This is a genomic window from Streptomyces sp. NPDC051940, assembly GCF_040680895.1.
Classification (GTDB): domain Bacteria; phylum Actinomycetota; class Actinomycetes; order Streptomycetales; family Streptomycetaceae; genus Streptomyces.
This window is the reverse complement of the sequence record NZ_JBFAXR010000174.1, coordinates 1-14,497: the sequence shown is the minus strand read 5'-3', so window position 1 is coordinate 14,497 and position 14,497 is coordinate 1. Positions and strand designations below refer to the sequence as shown.

15 protein-coding genes and 2 pseudogenes are annotated in these 14,497 nt (G+C 72.7%); 7 read left to right on the top strand and 10 right to left on the bottom strand.

Features of this window, described 5'->3' with window-relative positions:
• Window positions 1-57: 57 nt before the first annotated feature.
• From AB0M28_RS36955 to AB0M28_RS36940, 4 genes are all read right to left on the bottom strand, one after another.
• Window positions 58-525, bottom strand: coding sequence for an SAM-dependent methyltransferase (locus AB0M28_RS36955; protein WP_365414608.1), 468 nt, complete (start codon window positions 523-525; stop codon window positions 58-60).
• 22 nt (window positions 526-547) lie between these two features.
• A complete protein-coding gene (locus AB0M28_RS36950) occupies window positions 548-1,129 on the bottom strand; it encodes a dihydrofolate reductase family protein (RefSeq protein WP_365414606.1) in 582 nt (193 codons plus the stop codon).
• Between the two features lie 66 nt (window positions 1,130-1,195).
• A complete protein-coding gene (locus tag AB0M28_RS36945) occupies window positions 1,196-2,035 on the bottom strand; it encodes a helix-turn-helix domain-containing protein (protein WP_365414604.1) in 840 nt (279 codons plus the stop codon).
• Window positions 2,036-2,134: 99 nt separating this feature from the next.
• Window positions 2,135-2,947, bottom strand: a complete 813-nt coding sequence (locus AB0M28_RS36940) for a pentapeptide repeat-containing protein (RefSeq protein WP_365414602.1) — start codon at window positions 2,945-2,947, stop codon at window positions 2,135-2,137.
• Window positions 2,948-3,065: 118 nt separating this feature from the next.
• Between AB0M28_RS36940 and AB0M28_RS36935 the strand changes: the two genes are divergently transcribed.
• Window positions 3,066-3,542, top strand: a complete 477-nt coding sequence (locus tag AB0M28_RS36935) for a TIGR00725 family protein (RefSeq protein WP_365414601.1) — start codon at window positions 3,066-3,068, stop codon at window positions 3,540-3,542.
• Here AB0M28_RS36935 and AB0M28_RS36930 read toward each other — a convergent pair.
• Complete coding sequence (locus tag AB0M28_RS36930) at window positions 3,523-4,464, bottom strand: GNAT family N-acetyltransferase (RefSeq protein WP_365414599.1); 942 nt, start codon at window positions 4,462-4,464, stop codon at window positions 3,523-3,525. The two genes, AB0M28_RS36935 and AB0M28_RS36930, sit on opposite strands and share 20 nt — an antisense overlap.
• Before the next feature lie 146 nt (window positions 4,465-4,610).
• Here AB0M28_RS36930 and AB0M28_RS36925 point away from each other — a divergent pair, with 146 nt between their 5' ends.
• A complete protein-coding gene (locus AB0M28_RS36925; protein ID WP_365414597.1) occupies window positions 4,611-6,005 on the top strand; it encodes a fibronectin type III domain-containing protein in 1,395 nt (464 codons plus the stop codon).
• Window positions 6,006-6,084: 79 nt separating this feature from the next.
• On the opposite strand, the gene AB0M28_RS36920 is transcribed toward AB0M28_RS36925, so the two are convergent.
• On the bottom strand, window positions 6,085-8,181 hold the full coding sequence (locus AB0M28_RS36920; RefSeq protein ID WP_365414595.1) for a PQQ-dependent sugar dehydrogenase: 2,097 nt from the start codon (window positions 8,179-8,181) through the stop codon (window positions 6,085-6,087).
• A 266-nt stretch (window positions 8,182-8,447) separates the two neighbouring features.
• Between AB0M28_RS36920 and AB0M28_RS36915 the strand changes: the two genes are divergently transcribed.
• A complete protein-coding gene (locus AB0M28_RS36915) occupies window positions 8,448-9,113 on the top strand; it encodes a class I SAM-dependent methyltransferase (RefSeq protein WP_365414593.1) in 666 nt (221 codons plus the stop codon).
• Complete coding sequence (locus AB0M28_RS36910; RefSeq protein WP_365414591.1) at window positions 9,110-9,571, top strand: spore germination protein GerW family protein; 462 nt, start codon at window positions 9,110-9,112, stop codon at window positions 9,569-9,571. Before AB0M28_RS36915 ends, AB0M28_RS36910 begins: the two co-directional genes overlap by 4 nt.
• Before the next feature lie 58 nt (window positions 9,572-9,629).
• Here the strand turns inward: AB0M28_RS36910 and AB0M28_RS36905 are convergent, their stop codons facing one another.
• The 3 genes from AB0M28_RS36905 to AB0M28_RS36895 all read right to left on the bottom strand — a co-directional run bounded on the left by AB0M28_RS36905 (window position 9,630) and on the right by AB0M28_RS36895 (window position 12,440).
• Window positions 9,630-10,817: an acetyl-CoA C-acyltransferase gene (locus tag AB0M28_RS36905; RefSeq protein ID WP_365414610.1), complete on the bottom strand. Its 1,188-nt coding sequence runs from the start codon at window positions 10,815-10,817 to the stop codon at window positions 9,630-9,632.
• A 72-nt stretch (window positions 10,818-10,889) separates the two neighbouring features.
• Window positions 10,890-12,038, bottom strand: coding sequence for an acyl-CoA dehydrogenase family protein (locus AB0M28_RS36900; protein WP_365414589.1), 1,149 nt, complete (start codon window positions 12,036-12,038; stop codon window positions 10,890-10,892).
• 111 nt (window positions 12,039-12,149) lie between these two features.
• A complete protein-coding gene (locus AB0M28_RS36895) occupies window positions 12,150-12,440 on the bottom strand; it encodes a DUF3303 family protein (protein WP_365414587.1) in 291 nt (96 codons plus the stop codon).
• A gap of 156 nt (window positions 12,441-12,596) precedes the next feature.
• Here AB0M28_RS36895 and AB0M28_RS36890 point away from each other — a divergent pair, with 156 nt between their 5' ends.
• The 3 genes and pseudogenes from AB0M28_RS36890 to AB0M28_RS36880 form a co-directional block, all read left to right on the top strand.
• The gene (locus AB0M28_RS36890) at window positions 12,597-13,298 is read left to right on the top strand and encodes an HAD-IA family hydrolase (RefSeq protein ID WP_365414585.1); all 702 of its coding nucleotides are present in this window, start codon (window positions 12,597-12,599) and stop codon (window positions 13,296-13,298) included.
• 72 nt (window positions 13,299-13,370) lie between these two features.
• Window positions 13,371-13,802 (top strand): VOC family protein, encoded by a 432-nt coding sequence (locus AB0M28_RS36885; RefSeq protein ID WP_365414583.1) that lies wholly within the window; start codon window positions 13,371-13,373, stop codon window positions 13,800-13,802.
• A 169-nt stretch (window positions 13,803-13,971) separates the two neighbouring features.
• Window positions 13,972-14,124: pseudogene (locus AB0M28_RS36880) on the top strand (NAD-binding protein); the annotation flags it as partial.
• A 273-nt stretch (window positions 14,125-14,397) separates the two neighbouring features.
• Here AB0M28_RS36880 and AB0M28_RS36875 read toward each other — a convergent pair.
• Window positions 14,398-14,497, bottom strand: a pseudogene (locus AB0M28_RS36875) (GTP cyclohydrolase I); the annotation flags it as partial.

The following is a 14,497-nucleotide window of genomic DNA, read 5'->3' as shown; positions in this document are numbered from 1 at the left end:
CCGCGCAGCCGGATCCGCTGGCCGTCGCCCGTCGCGGGGCGTGCGGACCGGCCCGCGTCACGGCAGGAAGTACTCCGACATCAGATCGGCGACCCACTGCGGCTGCTTGATGTCCGCCGGGTGGAACTCCGCCATCGCCGGCTTCAGATCGACGACCGGAGTGCCCGAGACCGCGTCGAGTCCCACCACCGTCAGGTCGCGGCCGTTCACCGACTCGATGGCACAGCACGTCACCCCGATGCGGTTCGGCCGGCGGGGCCCGCGGTCGGCGAAGACGCCCATGGGCGGGAGGTCGGAGCGGCCGCGGTACGGGCGGGGCTCGCGGTAGTCGTCGCGCTCCGGGAGCTGGTCGAAGACGAAGAGGACCTCCACGTGGGAGAAGCCCTCAAGTCCCTGCAGGGCCGCCTCGCCGAAGCGCTCGTCGACGGTGATCGTGCTGCGGACGGCCCCCCAGTTGTCGGAGTTCTGGACGTCGGTCCGGTCGTTGTGGACCGTGCCTATCGGTGTGATCTCGAAGCTCGGCATGATCAGAGGCTAACCGGCTCGGTCAACGGCGTACCTGATAGCGCAGGTGAAGCACCCGGTTGCCCTGGATCACCACGTCGGGATCCTCCAGCAGGTGCTGCGCGTGGACCGACCCGAAGTAGCGCTTGCCGGACCCGAACACGACGGGTGCGACGTCCATGCGCACCTCGTCGACCAGGCCCGCGGCGAGCATCTGGCCGCCGACGTCGCCGGCGGCGACCTCGACGACGCGGTCACCCGCAAGCTCCTGCGCCTTGGCCATGGCCGCCTCGACGCCGTCGACGAAGTGGAACGGCGCCCCGGGGTCCCAGCCCTCGGGCTCCGGCCGGTGCGTCACGACGACCACGTGGTCGATCCCGCTCGGCGGCTTCCCGTCCCAGCCGTCCGTCAGGTCGAAGACGTGGCGGCCGGCGATCGTGACCCCGATCTGGTCCCAGTACGGCCGGATGTAGTCGTAGGACGTCTGCGTCACCTTCAGCACGCCGCTCCCGTCCAACGGGACGTCACCGCCGGTCAACCAGTCGAAAAGCGGCCCGGGCTGGTCGTTCTCGTCCGCGACGAAGCCGTCCACCGACACCGAGCTGTACATGACCACCTTGCCCACGGGACTCTCCTCTGGTTCGGGGTGCCCCCAAATTAGCCCCTCGTGAGCTGTCGCTCTTGTAAGAAATCAATCGGCCGGCAGCGGCCAGCCGTCCAGCACATGGCCGGGATGTTCGCGCAGGAACCGCCGCCGGACGTCGAGGTACCGGGTCGGCGTCATCCCGGTGAACGCCCGGAACTCGTGGCCGAAGTGGGCCTGGTCGAAGTAGCCCGCGCCATCGGCGAGTTCGGCCCAGTCGACCGGTCCGGCGGGGTTGATCGCGAACACGGTGCGAGTGAAGCGGTAGGCACGGGCCAGCCGCTTCGGCGTGACGCCGATGAGCTCCTTGAACCGCTGCGCCAGATGAGTGCTGCTGACACCGGCCGCCACGCTCAGGTCGCCGATCGCCACCGCCCCGCCGGCCGCCGCCATGACGCTGCTCGTATGGCGGACCAGTCCCAGACCGGCGGTCTCGCGCAGCCGTCGCATCAGCTCCTCCTCGAGCAGCGTCAGCATCTCGTACGGCCCGGCCGCCGCGGCCAGCCGGTCCCGCAGCCCGGCGACGGCGGGCCGGCCCCAGACCTGCTCCACCGTCACCGGCCGGTCGCACAGCTCGACCGCGGGCATCGGCAGGAACGGCGCCGGGCCCCAGGGCTTGAAGTGCACGCCGACCGACCGGGTCCCCGGCGGATAGCCGAACTCGAAGGCGCGGGTGGGCATGGTGACCACGCAGCCGTCGGCGTACTCGGCCGTCTCGATGTCGGTGCCGGCGCGGACGCGGAACGGTGGCCCGAGGTTGACGATGAGCAACGCCGCCGGCATCGGCGGCAGCAGCAGACGGGCGTACGGCGGCGCACCCTCCAGGTAGTAGAGGTCGTCGATCAGCCCGTCCAGCGGCGGCCGCGGCACTCTGGACACGTACTCCACGCCCACAGCATCGCAAAGGGTTCTGCTCGTACGCAGCCCGTCGGTGCGGGTGGCCCACTCCGGGTCGCCCCGGTGGCCGCCGGACGCCAGGCCCGGGAATCAGGAACCCTGGGCCCAGTGCCCCGGACGTCCCAGCCCCGCCGGAAGCCGCGTCGTCGCGTCGCCGCGGGCCGCGTTCAGCTGGGACTGGGTGAGGAACAGGCAGCCCGTCAGGTCCGCCCCGGCCAGCTGCGCGTCGCGCAGGTCCGCGCCGGTCACGTCGGCCGAGCGCAGGTCCGCGCCGCGCAGGTCCGCCGCGACGAGCAGCGCGCCGCGCAGGCTCGCGCCGCGCAGGTCCGCGCCGCGCAGCCGGCGGCCCATCAGGTCGGCGCCCCGGTGGTCGCGGCGCACGCCGGGGACCGCGGCCGCCCGGGCGAGCTCGCTCGCCCGGGCCAGCAGCGCGGCGGCCTCCGCCCGCACCGCGGGCACGTCCACCTTCGCCAGCGCGTCCGCGGCGCTGTCCGTCAGGCCCTCGAGGCCGGCCAGCATCCGGCGCAGCTCGCCGTGCACGGGGCGCGCGGCGGGCAGCGTCAGGGCCTCCTCGACGTACCACAGCAGCTCGTGCAGCTGCCGCATCACGGGGAACACGGCGAACATCTCCCGCGCCGTCCCCGGCGCCTCGCGCCAGCTCGTGCCGCCGAACGTCCGCTGCGAGACCTTCTGGCCGGCGCCGAAGCAGTCGAAGACCGTGCACCCCGGGTAGCCGGACTCGCGCAGCCGCGCGTGGATCCCGCAGGTGAAGTCGCCGCGCAGATTGCCGCACGGCTCGCCGGCCGCCTTGTCCGCCGCGAAGTCGCGCGACGCGGCGAACGGCAGGGCCACGCAGCACAGGCCGAAGCAGCTGCCGCAGTCGGCCTGGAGGTCCTGGCGCACAGAGGTCCTTGTCCTTCGGGTACGGGGCGGGCCGGACCATTGTCCCGCAGCCGCCAGCGGCGCCCGCGTCCCGGTGGTACATCTGGGATGACCACCCTCGCCCACCGGGAGGTGCCCCATGGCGGTCCAGGTGTCGGTCTGCGGCCCGGCCCAGTGCGGCGACGAGCTGCGGATGCTCGCCTACGAGGTGGGCCGGCTGCTGGCCGTTCGCGGCGCAGTGGTGATCTGCGGCGGTTACGGCGGCGTGATGGCCGCCGTGGCGGCCGGCGCCCGCTCCCGGGACGGACTGGTCGTCGGGGTGCTCTCCGGCGGCGACAGGAACGGCGGCGGACCCGACCTGTCGGTGGCCATCGCCACCGGCCTCGGACAGGCCCGCAACTCCGTCATCGTCAACAGCGGTGACGCCGTCATCGTCATCGGCGGCTCCTGGGGCACGCTGACCGAGCTGGCCATGGCCGCCCGCCGCGCCACCGTCCCCGTCGTGCAGCTGGGCCGGGGCTGGAGCGTCACGGACGAGGACGGCAAGCCGCTGCCCGGCGTCGTCCGGGCGCGCACCGCCGAGGAGGCGGTGCGGCTCACCGGGCTGTGGCCGTGACCGGGACGGTCACCTCCCAGGTGTCCACCGCGTAGTGCAGACCCATCCCGTGCCGCTCGTACAGCCCGAGCGCCCCGCTGGCGTTGCGGGTGTCGACCCCGAGCCCGACGGTGTCCCGGCCCCGGGCCGCGAACTCCGCGAACGCCCGGCGCAGCAGGAAGCCGCCGAGCCCCCGGCCGCGCGCGCCGTCGAGGACCGCCAGGGTGCTCACCCAGCCCATCGCCTCCCGGTCGTCGCGCCCCAGCAGCACGCCCGCGTCGCGGCCGTCCACCGAGGCGATCCAGCACAGCGACCAGTCCAGCGAGGCCACGGCCGGGTCCTCGAGCCACTTGTCGTACGGCGTGGGCTGGAAGTCGAAGTGCTGCGCCATGGCGCGCTGCGACAGCCCGTGCAGGATCCGCCGGTCCTCCCGCGCGGCGCAGTCGCGGACCCGCACGCCGGGGGCGGGCTCGGGCAGCGGGTCGCCGGCGGGAGAGACTGCCCTGGTCAGCACGTGGTAGCGCCGGACGACCTCCCAGCCGCGGGCGCGGAGCAGCTCCGTGTCCAGGGTCGGACGCACGTTGAGCTGCAGATGCACCACGGCCCGGGCCGCGCCGTTGCCCGCCGCGACCTCGGCCGCGCGCGCCTCCATCAGCTCGAACAGCGCCACGGCCGTCCCGGGACGGCCGGGCAGCACGTAGTGGTCGATGTCGATGCGCTCGTCCTTGGAGTCGTCCCACAGCAGCCCGTACGCCACCAGCCGGCCGTCCTCGAAGGCCAGCCAGGAGTTGTGCGGGAGGTCGGCGTCGGGATGCTCCAGATCGTTCTTCACATAGGCCAGGTCGGTCTCGGCGCGGCCGATCTCGGCGATGTCGATCACGTTCAGCAGATCGCGGATGGCGGGCGCGTCCTCGACGGCCGCCGGGCGCACACGGGCACTCATACGGCCCACTCTCGGGTGCGGCCGGGCGGGCGTGCAACGCAATTGTCCGCCGCCTCCACCCTGACGGCGGCGCCCGGCTTGCGTAACCCCGTTCACCCATTCGGACAATTGGGGTAAAAGCCCGTCTCCATGCCGGAGGTTGTCCCGTGGCCCGTTTCCGCCCGTCGCGTTCCCCCGTCCACATATCCCGGGCGCCGGCGCTCGCCCTCGTGGTCTGCGTCGCCGCGGCGGCCTGCGGTGTGAGCTCGGCGGACAGCAGATCGAAGGGCGCGGGCCAGTTGTATCTGCAGCCGGTGGCCGACGCCGGCCCCGACCCGTGGACGCAGTCCACGGCCAAGCAGACCCCGGGCTCCTCCACCCCGCCGTCGGCGACCGCCTCCCCGCCGGAGCAGACGCCGCAGCCCCGGGTGATGAGCGGCTCGACCGCCGGGCTGTACGGCGGCACGCGCAACGTCACCAACTGCGACGTCGAGAAGCAGATCCGGTTCTTCGCCGTGAACCCGGCCAAGCGGGCCGCGTTCGCCGAGGTCCAGAAGATCCAGCCGGGCCAGGTCCCGGTGTTCCTGCGCTCCCTGACCACCGTGGTGCTGCGCGCCGACACCCGGGTGACCAACCACGGTTTCACCGACGGCAAGGTCACCGGCTTCCAGTCGGTGCTGCAGGCGGGCACCGCCGTCCTCGTCGACCACCACGGCTTCCCGCGCGTGCGCTGCGCCTGCGGCAACCCGCTGACGCAGTCCGGGAAGGTGAGCACGGGCGCCGTCTACAAGGGCAAGGCGTGGAGCGGCTACCAGCCGCAGCGCACCGTCGTCGTCAAGCCGTCGACCACGGTCATCAACAACATCGTGATCATCGACGTGACCACGAACATCTGGATCGAGCGCCCGCTCACCCACCGCGACAAGCCGCACGACCGCGTCGTCCCCAAGCCCCCGCACCCGGACCCGCACTCGCCGACACCGAGCCCGTCGCACAGTCCGTCGCACAGCCCGTCCCCGACGCCGTCCCCCACGGCCACCCCGGACGCGCCCACGGGCCTCGAGGGCGAGGCGAGCGGACCGCAGAGCATCCGGCTGACCTGGGACCCGGCCGAGGACCCCGATCAGGTCGACGGGTACGAGGTGCACCAGAAGGGCGTCCCCGGCCCCGTGCAGACCACGGGCGGCACGACGACCAGCGCGGACATCGAGGGGCTGGAGCCGGGCCAGGACTACACGTTCACGGTGCGGGCGCTGGGTCCGACCGGGGCCGCCTCCGACGCCTCCGACCCGGTGACGGTGACGCTCCCGCCGGTGGAGAGCCCGACGCCCACGCCGGAGCCGCCGCCGACCGCGGAGCCGGACGTGCCCACCGCGGCACCGGACATCCCCACGGACGTACCCGACCTGCCCACCGACGTCCCGGAGCCGCTCAACGCCCAGCCGGACGTGCCCGCCGGGACCGTCCCCCAGGCCCCGGATGCGCTGGACAAGCCGAACACGCCCGACACGCCGGACGCCCAGGACCTGCAGCCCGCTCCCGAACAGCCCGCGGACTACTGACCGGCCGCACACACCGCGACGTCCCCGGGCCCGCCGGCCCGGGGACGTCGCGACTGTTCTCATCTGCTCCCGTGCACTCTCACGCGGTAGGCCGCAGCACCACCTGCGCCATGCCGCTCAGACCGCCCGCGTCGGTGTACTCGGCCACGAACACGGCGGTGATGTTGCCGTCCGCCGGATCGTGGCCGCCGATCGGCGTGGTCTGGATGGTGCCCGTGCAGCCGGTGGCCGTGGTCTGCTCGTGGCCGTGCGTGTCATGGCCGACCAGGTAGTGGACCAGGACCTTGGAGCAGTCGACCGGGTCCTCGTCCGTCACCTTCACCTCGAACGCGACCGCGTCACCGAAGTGGAACGCCTGGCTGGACACCGGCTTCACCAGCGACACCACCGGTGGCTGGTTGCCCACCAGCACGTCGGTGTACTGCGCCGCGGAACGCCCGTGCTCGTCGGTCACGTTGAGAGTGGCCCGGAACGAGCCGTCCGCCGTGTAGGTGTACGACGGGTTGGCGGCGGTGGAGTCGGTGTCGCCGTCACCGTCGAGGTCCCAGGCGTAGCTGACCGCGTCCCCGTCCGGGTCCGTGGTGCCGGCGCTGGAGAACTGCACCGTGAGCGGAGCCAGCCCCTTGCTGGGCGTGGCGGCGACCTTCACCTTCGGCGCGTGGTTGCCGCCGGGGCCGATGTAGTCGACCCGGGAGAGCTTGGCGTCGGGGTTCTCCGAGAAGAAGCCGTCGCCGTACTCCAGCACGTACAGCGCGCCGTCCGGCCCGAACTCCATGTCCATCGGGTTGTCGAAGGCCGGCGTGGCGAGCGAGGGCAGCAGCGGCGTGATCGAGGTGACGGCGCCGGAGGCGTCGCGCCCGAACAGCTTGGCGTAGTCGCGCGACCACTCGTGGAAGATCGGGAGGCCGTCGAAGGAGGCCGGCCAGGCGACCGAACCTTCACGGGAGGCGACCTTCGCGTCGAAGTCGTACGCCGGTCCCGCCATCGGCCCGATGCCGCCGGTGCCGAGCCCCGGGAACTCCGCGGAGGCTCCGTAGGAGTACCAGACCTCGGGCGTGGCGACCTTCGGCAGCTCGCGCAGGCCCGTGTTGTGCGGCGACTCGTTGACCGGGGCCGCGCAGTCGAACGACTGCCCGGAGGCGCCGGTGGCGAAGTCGTAGTCGACGTAGGGCAGCTTGTCGGTGGCGCAGTACGGCCAGCCGTAGTTGGCGGGCTTGGCGACCACCCACTTGCCCTGGCCGGACGGGCCGCGCAGCGGGTTGGCGGAGCGGGCGTCGGGGGAGTAGTCCGCGACGTACACCTCGTCCGTCCGGCGGTTGATCTCCATCCGGAACGGGTTGCGGAAGCCCATCGCGTAGATCTCTGGACGGGTCTTGGCGGTGCCCGGGCGGAAGAGGTTCCCGTCGGGTATGGAGTACGACCCGTTGGAGTTCACCCGGATGCGCAGGACCTTGCCGCGCAGGTCGTTGGTGTTCGCCGCGGTGCGCTGGGCGTCGAACGCCGGGTTGCGGTCGGCGCGTTCGTCGATGGGGTTGTAGCCGTCGGACTGGAACGGGTTGGTGTCGTCACCGGTCGTCAGGTACAGCAGTCCCTTGGAGTCGAAGGCGATGTCACCGCCCACGTGGCAGCAGATGCCGCGGTCGACGGGCACCTGCATGATCTTCTGCTCGGTGCGCAGGTCGATGTGGTCGCCCCGCCACTTGAAGCGCGACAGCTGCAGATGGCCCTTGTAGAGGTCCCAGTCGGCCTGGGTGCCGGTGAAGGGCGCGTCGCCCTCGTTCACGGGCGTCACCGGGTTGTCGACGGGCGTGTTCAGTTTGGGTGAGTAGTACATGTACACCCACTGGTTGGACCGGAAGTTCGGATCCAGGGCTATGTTCTGCAGGCCCTCCTCGTCGTGCTGGTAGAGGTCCATCTTCGCCGCCAGGGAGTTCACCCCGGTGGCCGGGTCGTGCAGCCACACCTGCCCCTTGCGGGTGACGTGCAGCACGCGCTTGTCCGGCAGCACGGCGAGGTCCATCGGCTCGCCGGGCCGGTCGTTCAGCACGACCTTCTCGAACTCCGTATCCGGTGGCACTGCTGCGGCGCTCGCGGAGGGCCCCGCCGACACGGCGGGCGCTCCCATCAGCGCCGCAACGACCACCCCTGCCAACACCGTGCTGAGCTTTCGGAACATACGGCCCCCACTCGCGGCGTGTGTCACGGGTAACTACGGCGCGGTGGAGACTAGGACACTTTCGCCGGGTCGCCAATATCTACGACCGTAGAGAAACAGACTTTGTCCCGGGAGAGGGGAAACTGATGAGGGGTGTGGGGTGATTCGGTACCGTGTTACGTCAACCCGGGGACGTCTCCTGGACGTTGGGGGCCCGGTCGCCCCGCCGGGCGGGCCTCCTGTCGCGTGTACGGTCTCCTTGTCCGCAACAGGGAAGGCGGTGGCCCGTGACGCCACGGACGAAGAGCCGGCCGGTGTTCTCCCGCTTCTACGCCCGGGTCGCCGGGCCCGCGCTGGACCGGGCCGGCGCGGCCGGGATGCGGCGGCGGCTGCTGGCGGGGCTGTCCGGCGAGGTGCTGGAGATCGGCGCCGGCAACGGGCTGAACTTCCCGCACTACCCGGCGGCCGTCACCCGGGTGGTCGCCGTCGAACCGGAACCCCGGCTGCGCGCGCTGGCCCGGCAGGCGGCGGCAGCCGCGCCTGTACCCGTCGATGTGGTCGACGGTGTCGCGGAGCGCCTGCCCGCCGCGGACGGCTCGGCCGACGCCGTCGTCGTCTGCCTCACCCTGTGCTCGGTGGCCGACCAGGCGGCGGCGCTACGCGAGATCCGCCGGGTCCTGCGCCCCGAGGGGCGGCTGCGCTTCTTCGAGCACGTCCAGGCGCCCACCGCCCGGATGCGCAGGGTGCAGCGGGTGGCCGACGCCACGGTGTGGCCGCTGCTCGCCGGCGGCTGCCACACCGGCCGCGACACCCTCGGCGCGATGCGAGCGGCCGGCCTCCGCGTTGCCGACGTGGAGCGGCTGGTCTTCCCTGAGACCAGGATGCCGTTCCCGGCCTCGTTCCACGTCCTGGGTACGGCGCTGCCGACCGCCGACCCGGAAGCCGGACCATGACCCCCTCGCCCGTACCCGCAGTCCCTGACGACACCCCGCCCGACGAGGCCGCCCCGGCCCCGGACACCACCCGTTCGCCCGAAGCGCCGCAGGCCCCGGCCGCGCACGCCGCCGCGGCCCTGCTCGACCGGCTGGCGCAGCGCCTCGGCGGCCATGCCTCCGTGACCGCCGTGTACGGCGAACCCGTCACGCACGGCGACGTCACCGTCATCCCCGTCGCCCGGATCGGCTTCGGCTTCGGCGGCGGCACCGGCCGCGAGACCGGCAGCGCCAAGACCGGCGACGGCGGCGGCGGAGGAGGGGGCGCCATGGCCCGCCCGCTCGGCTTCGTCGAGATCGCGGGCGGCCGCGCCGTCTACCGGCCCGTCCGCGACCCGTGGACCTCCGCCGTACTCCCCCTGGCCGGTCTGCTCTTGGGTGTCGCGCTGGCCCGAGCGCTGGCACGGCGCCGCCGCTGAGGGGTGGCGCCCTGCGGGCCGCGTACCGCAGCCGCGGCGCCTCCTGCGGGGCGCGTCCTCAGTCGCGCTCCACCAGCACCGCCGTGCCCTGCCCGACCCCCACGCACATCGTCGCCAGGCCCCGGCGCGTGTCCGTGCGGCTCATGCGGTGCAGCAGCGTGGTGAGGATGCGGGCGCCCGAGCAGCCCAGCGGGTGGCCCAGGGCGATCGCGCCGCCCTGCGGGTTGACGCGCTGCGGGTCGATGCCCAGCTCGCGTACGGAGGCCAGGGCCTGGGCCGCGAAGGCCTCGTTGAACTCGGCGGTGTCCACGTCGTCGAGCGTGCGGCCGGTACGCCGCAGCACCCGCCGGACCGCCGGTACCGGTCCGATGCCCATCACGTCGGGGTGGACGCCCGCGCTGCCCCCGGCGGCGTAGCGGCCGAGCGGGGTGAGGCCGAGGTCCGTCAGCGCCTCCTCGGAGACCAGCAGCAGCGCGGCGGCGCCGTCGTTCATCGGCGAGGCGTTGCCCGCGGTGACCGAACCGTCCTTGCGGAACACCGGCTTGAGCGCGGCGAGCTTCTCGGCCGTGGTGTCCGGCCGGATCGACTCGTCCTGCGTCACCACCGTGCCGTCGGCCAGCGTGACGGGCACGATCTCGGCGTCGAACAGCCCGTCCTTGCGCGCCGCGGCCGCCAGTTGGTGGCTGCGCAGCGCGAACGCGTCCTGGTCCGCACGGTCCACCCCGTACCGGGCCGCGACCTCCTCGGCCGTCTCGCCCATCGACAGCACCCCGTGGAGCTCCTTCATCCGCGGGTTGGTCATCCGCCAGCCGAGCTTGGTGTCGAAGATCTCCTGCTGGTGCGGCAGCGCCTGGTCCGGCCGGGGGAGTACGAACGGCGCGCGGCTCATCGACTCCGAGCCGCCCGCGAGCACCACGTCGGCCTCACCGGCGGCGATGGTGCGGGCGGCGGCGGTGACCGCCTCCAGGCCGGAGGCGCATAGCCGGTTCAGCGTGGCGCCGGGGACGGTGTCCGGCAGCCCGGCCAGCAGCACCGCCATCCGCGCGACGTTGCGGTTGTCCTCGCCGGACTGGTTGGCGGCGCCCCAGTACACGTCGTCGATCCGCGCCGGGTCGAGGTCGGGTACGGCGTCCAGGACGGCCCGTACCGCGGTGGCGGCAAGATCGTCGGGGCGGACGGACGACAGGGCGCCGCGCAGCCGCCCGATCGGGGTGCGCTGGGCGGCGGCGAAGTAGACGGGACGCACGATCACGGCTCCAAGGAGGGTTCGAAGAGGCGGTCGGGAAGGGGTGACGCCGGTCGGTGGGTGGTGACCGGGTCAGAAGGCGCTGACCCCGGTGAGGTCGCGCCCGATGAGCAGTTTCTGGATCTGGCTGGTGCCCTCGTACAGGGTCATCACCCGCGCGTCGCGCACCAGCTTGCCGACCGGGTACTCGTCGATGAACCCGTACCCGCCGAGGACCTGCAGCGCGGTGTTGGCGGCCCTGACCGCCGCCTCCGACGCGTACAGCTTGGCCACCGAGGACTCGGTGCGGAACGGCAGACCCTGGTCGATGAGGTCGGCCACCCGCCACACGAGCAGCCGGGCGGCGTCCAGTTCGACCCTGATGTCGGCCAGCATCTCCTGCACCAGCTGGTGCCGGGCGATCGTCTTCCCGAACTGCTCGCGCTGCGTGGCGTACTCCACGGCGGCGTCCAGCGCGGCCTGGATGATGCCGACGCAGCCGGCGGCCACCGACATCCGCCCCTTGGCCAGGGCCGACATGGCCACGTTGAAGCCCTTGCCCTCGGGCCCGAGCATCGCCGACGCCGGCACGCGCACGCCGTCGAGGACCAGCTCCGCGGTGGGCTGTCCGCGCAGCCCCAGTTTGCCGTGCACCGTCGTACGGGTCAGGCCGGGCGTGTCGGTGGGCACCAGGAACGCGCTGACGCCCTTCGGTCCCGCCTCGCCGGTACGGGCGAAGACCAGCGCCACGTCGGCCCAGGTGCCGTTCGTGATGAACATCTTGGTGCCGGTGAGCACGAAGTCCCCGCCGTCGCGCTCGGCGCGCGTGACGAGGTTCCCGGCGTCCGATCCGGTACCCGGCTCGGTGAGGGCGAAGCAGCCCAGCAGCTCGCCGCTCGTCAGACCCGGCAGCCAGCGGCGCCGGTGCTCCTCCTCGCCCCAGTGCGCGATGCTCTTGGCCACCAGTCCGAGCGATACGGACACCAGGCCCCGCACCGCCGAGTCGCCGCGGCCCAGCTCCTCGAGCACCAGGGCGTACGACAGATGGTCCCCGCCCGATCCGCCGTACTCCTCCGGCACGGTCAGCCCCAGGAAGCCGACCTCGCCCAGCTTCTTCACGATGCCGGGGTCGACCTGCTCGGCCCGGTCCCAGGCCCGGGTGTACGGCGCGATCTCACGGGCGGTGAAGTCCGCGGCCAGCCGGCGGACGGCGGCCTGCTCCTCGGAGAGCTCCAGGTTCACGGGGCGTTCCTAAAACTAGCAGTGCAAGTTTTTATGGAAGCGACGATAACCCGTGGGACGCTCCGGGGGAAGCCCCGCCGCCGGCGGCCCGACAGTCCGGTTCGCGAACGCTCACTGCAGGGCGGCGAGGCCCTTCCGCAGGTCGTCCGCGTTCATCACGGGATGGAGCTCGATCCTCGCGCCGAACTGCTCGAAGAACGGCTCCGCGATGCTGGGCATCTGCGAGCTGTCCTGCATGTCGAAGATGAGCGTGCAGCACCGCCCGCCCTCGCTGGGGCCGAAGTAGGCCGCCTCGGGCTGGAGGCGTGCCATCGTCTCCTCCATGACCTTCGGCAACGTGCCGTTCTTGATCGCCTCGTTCGAGAGCTGCGTGTCGAGATGTGCTCTCAGCATGACTCGCATCCCGCTCACACTCCTCACACACCATGATCGGCGCGGTCGCGCGCCGCGCGCGGAGAGACCTGGTGCGGTCACCTCTCAGGCTCCTCCTGGCCACCTGGGACGGCAACATCTTGCTTACCGACCGGGCACCGGAGCCGATTGCTGCAGTATGTACGGGTGACGACCCGGGCTGAGGCGGAGCGGACAGGGCCGCGCGCCGTGCTGCTCGACTCCGGCGGGGTGCTGATCCGGCCCGTCGGCGGGCGGTGGAACCCGCGGGCGGACTTCGAGGAGACCGTGCTCGCGCGGCATCCGGGCGTCAGCGCCGAGCAGTTCGCGCGGGCCGTCGCCGCCGGGGACCGCTTCCTCGGCGCCTCGTCCTCGACTCCCGCGCCGGACGACTACCACCGCGTCCTGCTCCGGCACCTCGGCGTGGACGCGACGCCGGTACTGCTGGCCGAGCTGCGGCGGGAGGTACCCGCGCACACGCTCCTGGAGGTCTACGAGGACGTCGTCCCCACGCTGGACGAGCTGGCGAGGCGCGGCATCCGCATCGCGGTCGTCTCGGACGCCTGGCCCGAGCTGCCCGCCCTGCACGCCGAGCTGGGCATCGGGCGCTACGTCGAGGCGTACGCGATCTCCGCCGTGATCGGCTGCACCAAGCCGGACCCGCGGATGTACCACCACGCCAGCGGCGCGCTGGGCCTGGCCCCCGCGCAGTGCCTGTTCGTCGACGACGATCCGGCGCTGGTGGCAGCGGCCGTCGCCCTCGGTTACCAGGGGCGCGCCCTGATCCGCGACGGTGTCGTCCCGGAGGGCGTGCCCGCCCTCACCTCGCTGACCGGACTGCTGGATCTCATGCCCCGACTGCCCGGCTGACCGGGCCGTCGCCCGCGCTGCGCTCCCGGCGCGAGCCGGGCACCATCGAAGAAACCCAGGAGGCGAACGTACATGGAGTACACCCTCGAGGTCGTCGTTGTCCCCGTGTCGGACCTGGACCGCGCCAAGGAGTTCTACGCGGAGAGGTGCGGTTTCAAGGTCGACCTCGACCAGGAGGTGGCCCCCGGCGCCCGGTTGATCCAGATCACCCCGCCCGGCTCGCGCTGCTCGATCGCCATCAGCGTGGGGCTGCCGTCCGCGCCCGGCATCGACGAGATGGTCCCGGGCTCACTGCAGGGACTGCAGCTGTGCGTGACCGACATCGCCGCGGCGCGCGCGGAACTCGTCGGGCGGGGCGTGGACATCTCGGAGGTCCAGCACGTCGGCGAGTCCGGCTGGGAGCCGGGCCCGGGCGACACGTGGAACGCCTTCGCCTTCTTCAACGACCCGGACGGCAACGGCTGGGTGATCCAGCAGGCCCCGGCGCCGCTGTCCGAGCGCTGAGCCGTCTTCGCCCCTCGTCACCCGCGACTCCCCGCTCGTCCCGTTCGGCCTCCCGATGTCACACATGACCGCGCCTTTCCGTCTTAGTAGGGGAAGCGGGCGCCCCGCCCCGTAGGACACGACCTGGAGCGGTACGGCGCACGCACACCTCTCGGGAAGGGCGGCAGGGATGAGCAGGGACGCACGTGGTGGCGCGGGCGGCGGCCACGGACACGCCGTCGTCATCGGCTCCAGCTTCGCCGGCCTCACCGCGGCGCGGGCGCTGTCCGGTCTCATGGACCGGGTGACCGTGATCGAGCGGGACCCCGTGCCGCGCGGCCCCGGCCGGCGCCGCGGGGTGCCGCAGGCGCGGTACCCGCACCCCCTGACGCCGGCCGTCCTGGAGGGCCTGGAGCGGCTGTTCCCCGGTATCGGCGAGGACCTGACGCGCGCCGGGGCGGTGCGGGTCGGGATACCCGGGGACCTGCTCGTGCGCGGCCCGGCCGGCTGGCTGCCCCGGTTCGACTCGGGTTCGTCGACGCCGAGCGCGAGCCGCGATCTCCTCGACGCGGCGATACGCGACCGGCTGCGCCTCGATCCCAAGGTGTCCTTCCTGCCCGAGCACCGACATGCACATGTGCTCCGCCTCGACCACGACGATCGCGCCGCGGGCGTCGAGGATCCGCATCAGGGAGTCGGCGATCTGCGTCGTCAGC

Bases quoted from the DNA above. Each gene is read 5' to 3' on its own strand.
- AB0M28_RS36885 (WP_365414583.1), top strand. From the start codon at position 13,371: ATGGAGTACACCCTCGAGGTCGTCGTTGTCCCCGTGTCGGACCTGGAC.
- AB0M28_RS36955 (WP_365414608.1), bottom strand. From the start codon at position 525: ATGCCGAGCTTCGAGATCACACCGATAGGCACGGTCCACAACGACCGG.
- AB0M28_RS36935 (WP_365414601.1), top strand. From the start codon at position 3,066: ATGGCGGTCCAGGTGTCGGTCTGCGGCCCGGCCCAGTGCGGCGACGAG.
- AB0M28_RS36895 (WP_365414587.1), bottom strand. From the start codon at position 12,440: ATGCGAGTCATGCTGAGAGCACATCTCGACACGCAGCTCTCGAACGAG.
- AB0M28_RS36920 (WP_365414595.1), bottom strand. From the start codon at position 8,181: ATGTTCCGAAAGCTCAGCACGGTGTTGGCAGGGGTGGTCGTTGCGGCG.
- AB0M28_RS36930 (WP_365414599.1), bottom strand. From the start codon at position 4,464: ATGAGTGCCCGTGTGCGCCCGGCGGCCGTCGAGGACGCGCCCGCCATC.
- AB0M28_RS36910 (WP_365414591.1), top strand. From the start codon at position 9,110: ATGACCCCCTCGCCCGTACCCGCAGTCCCTGACGACACCCCGCCCGAC.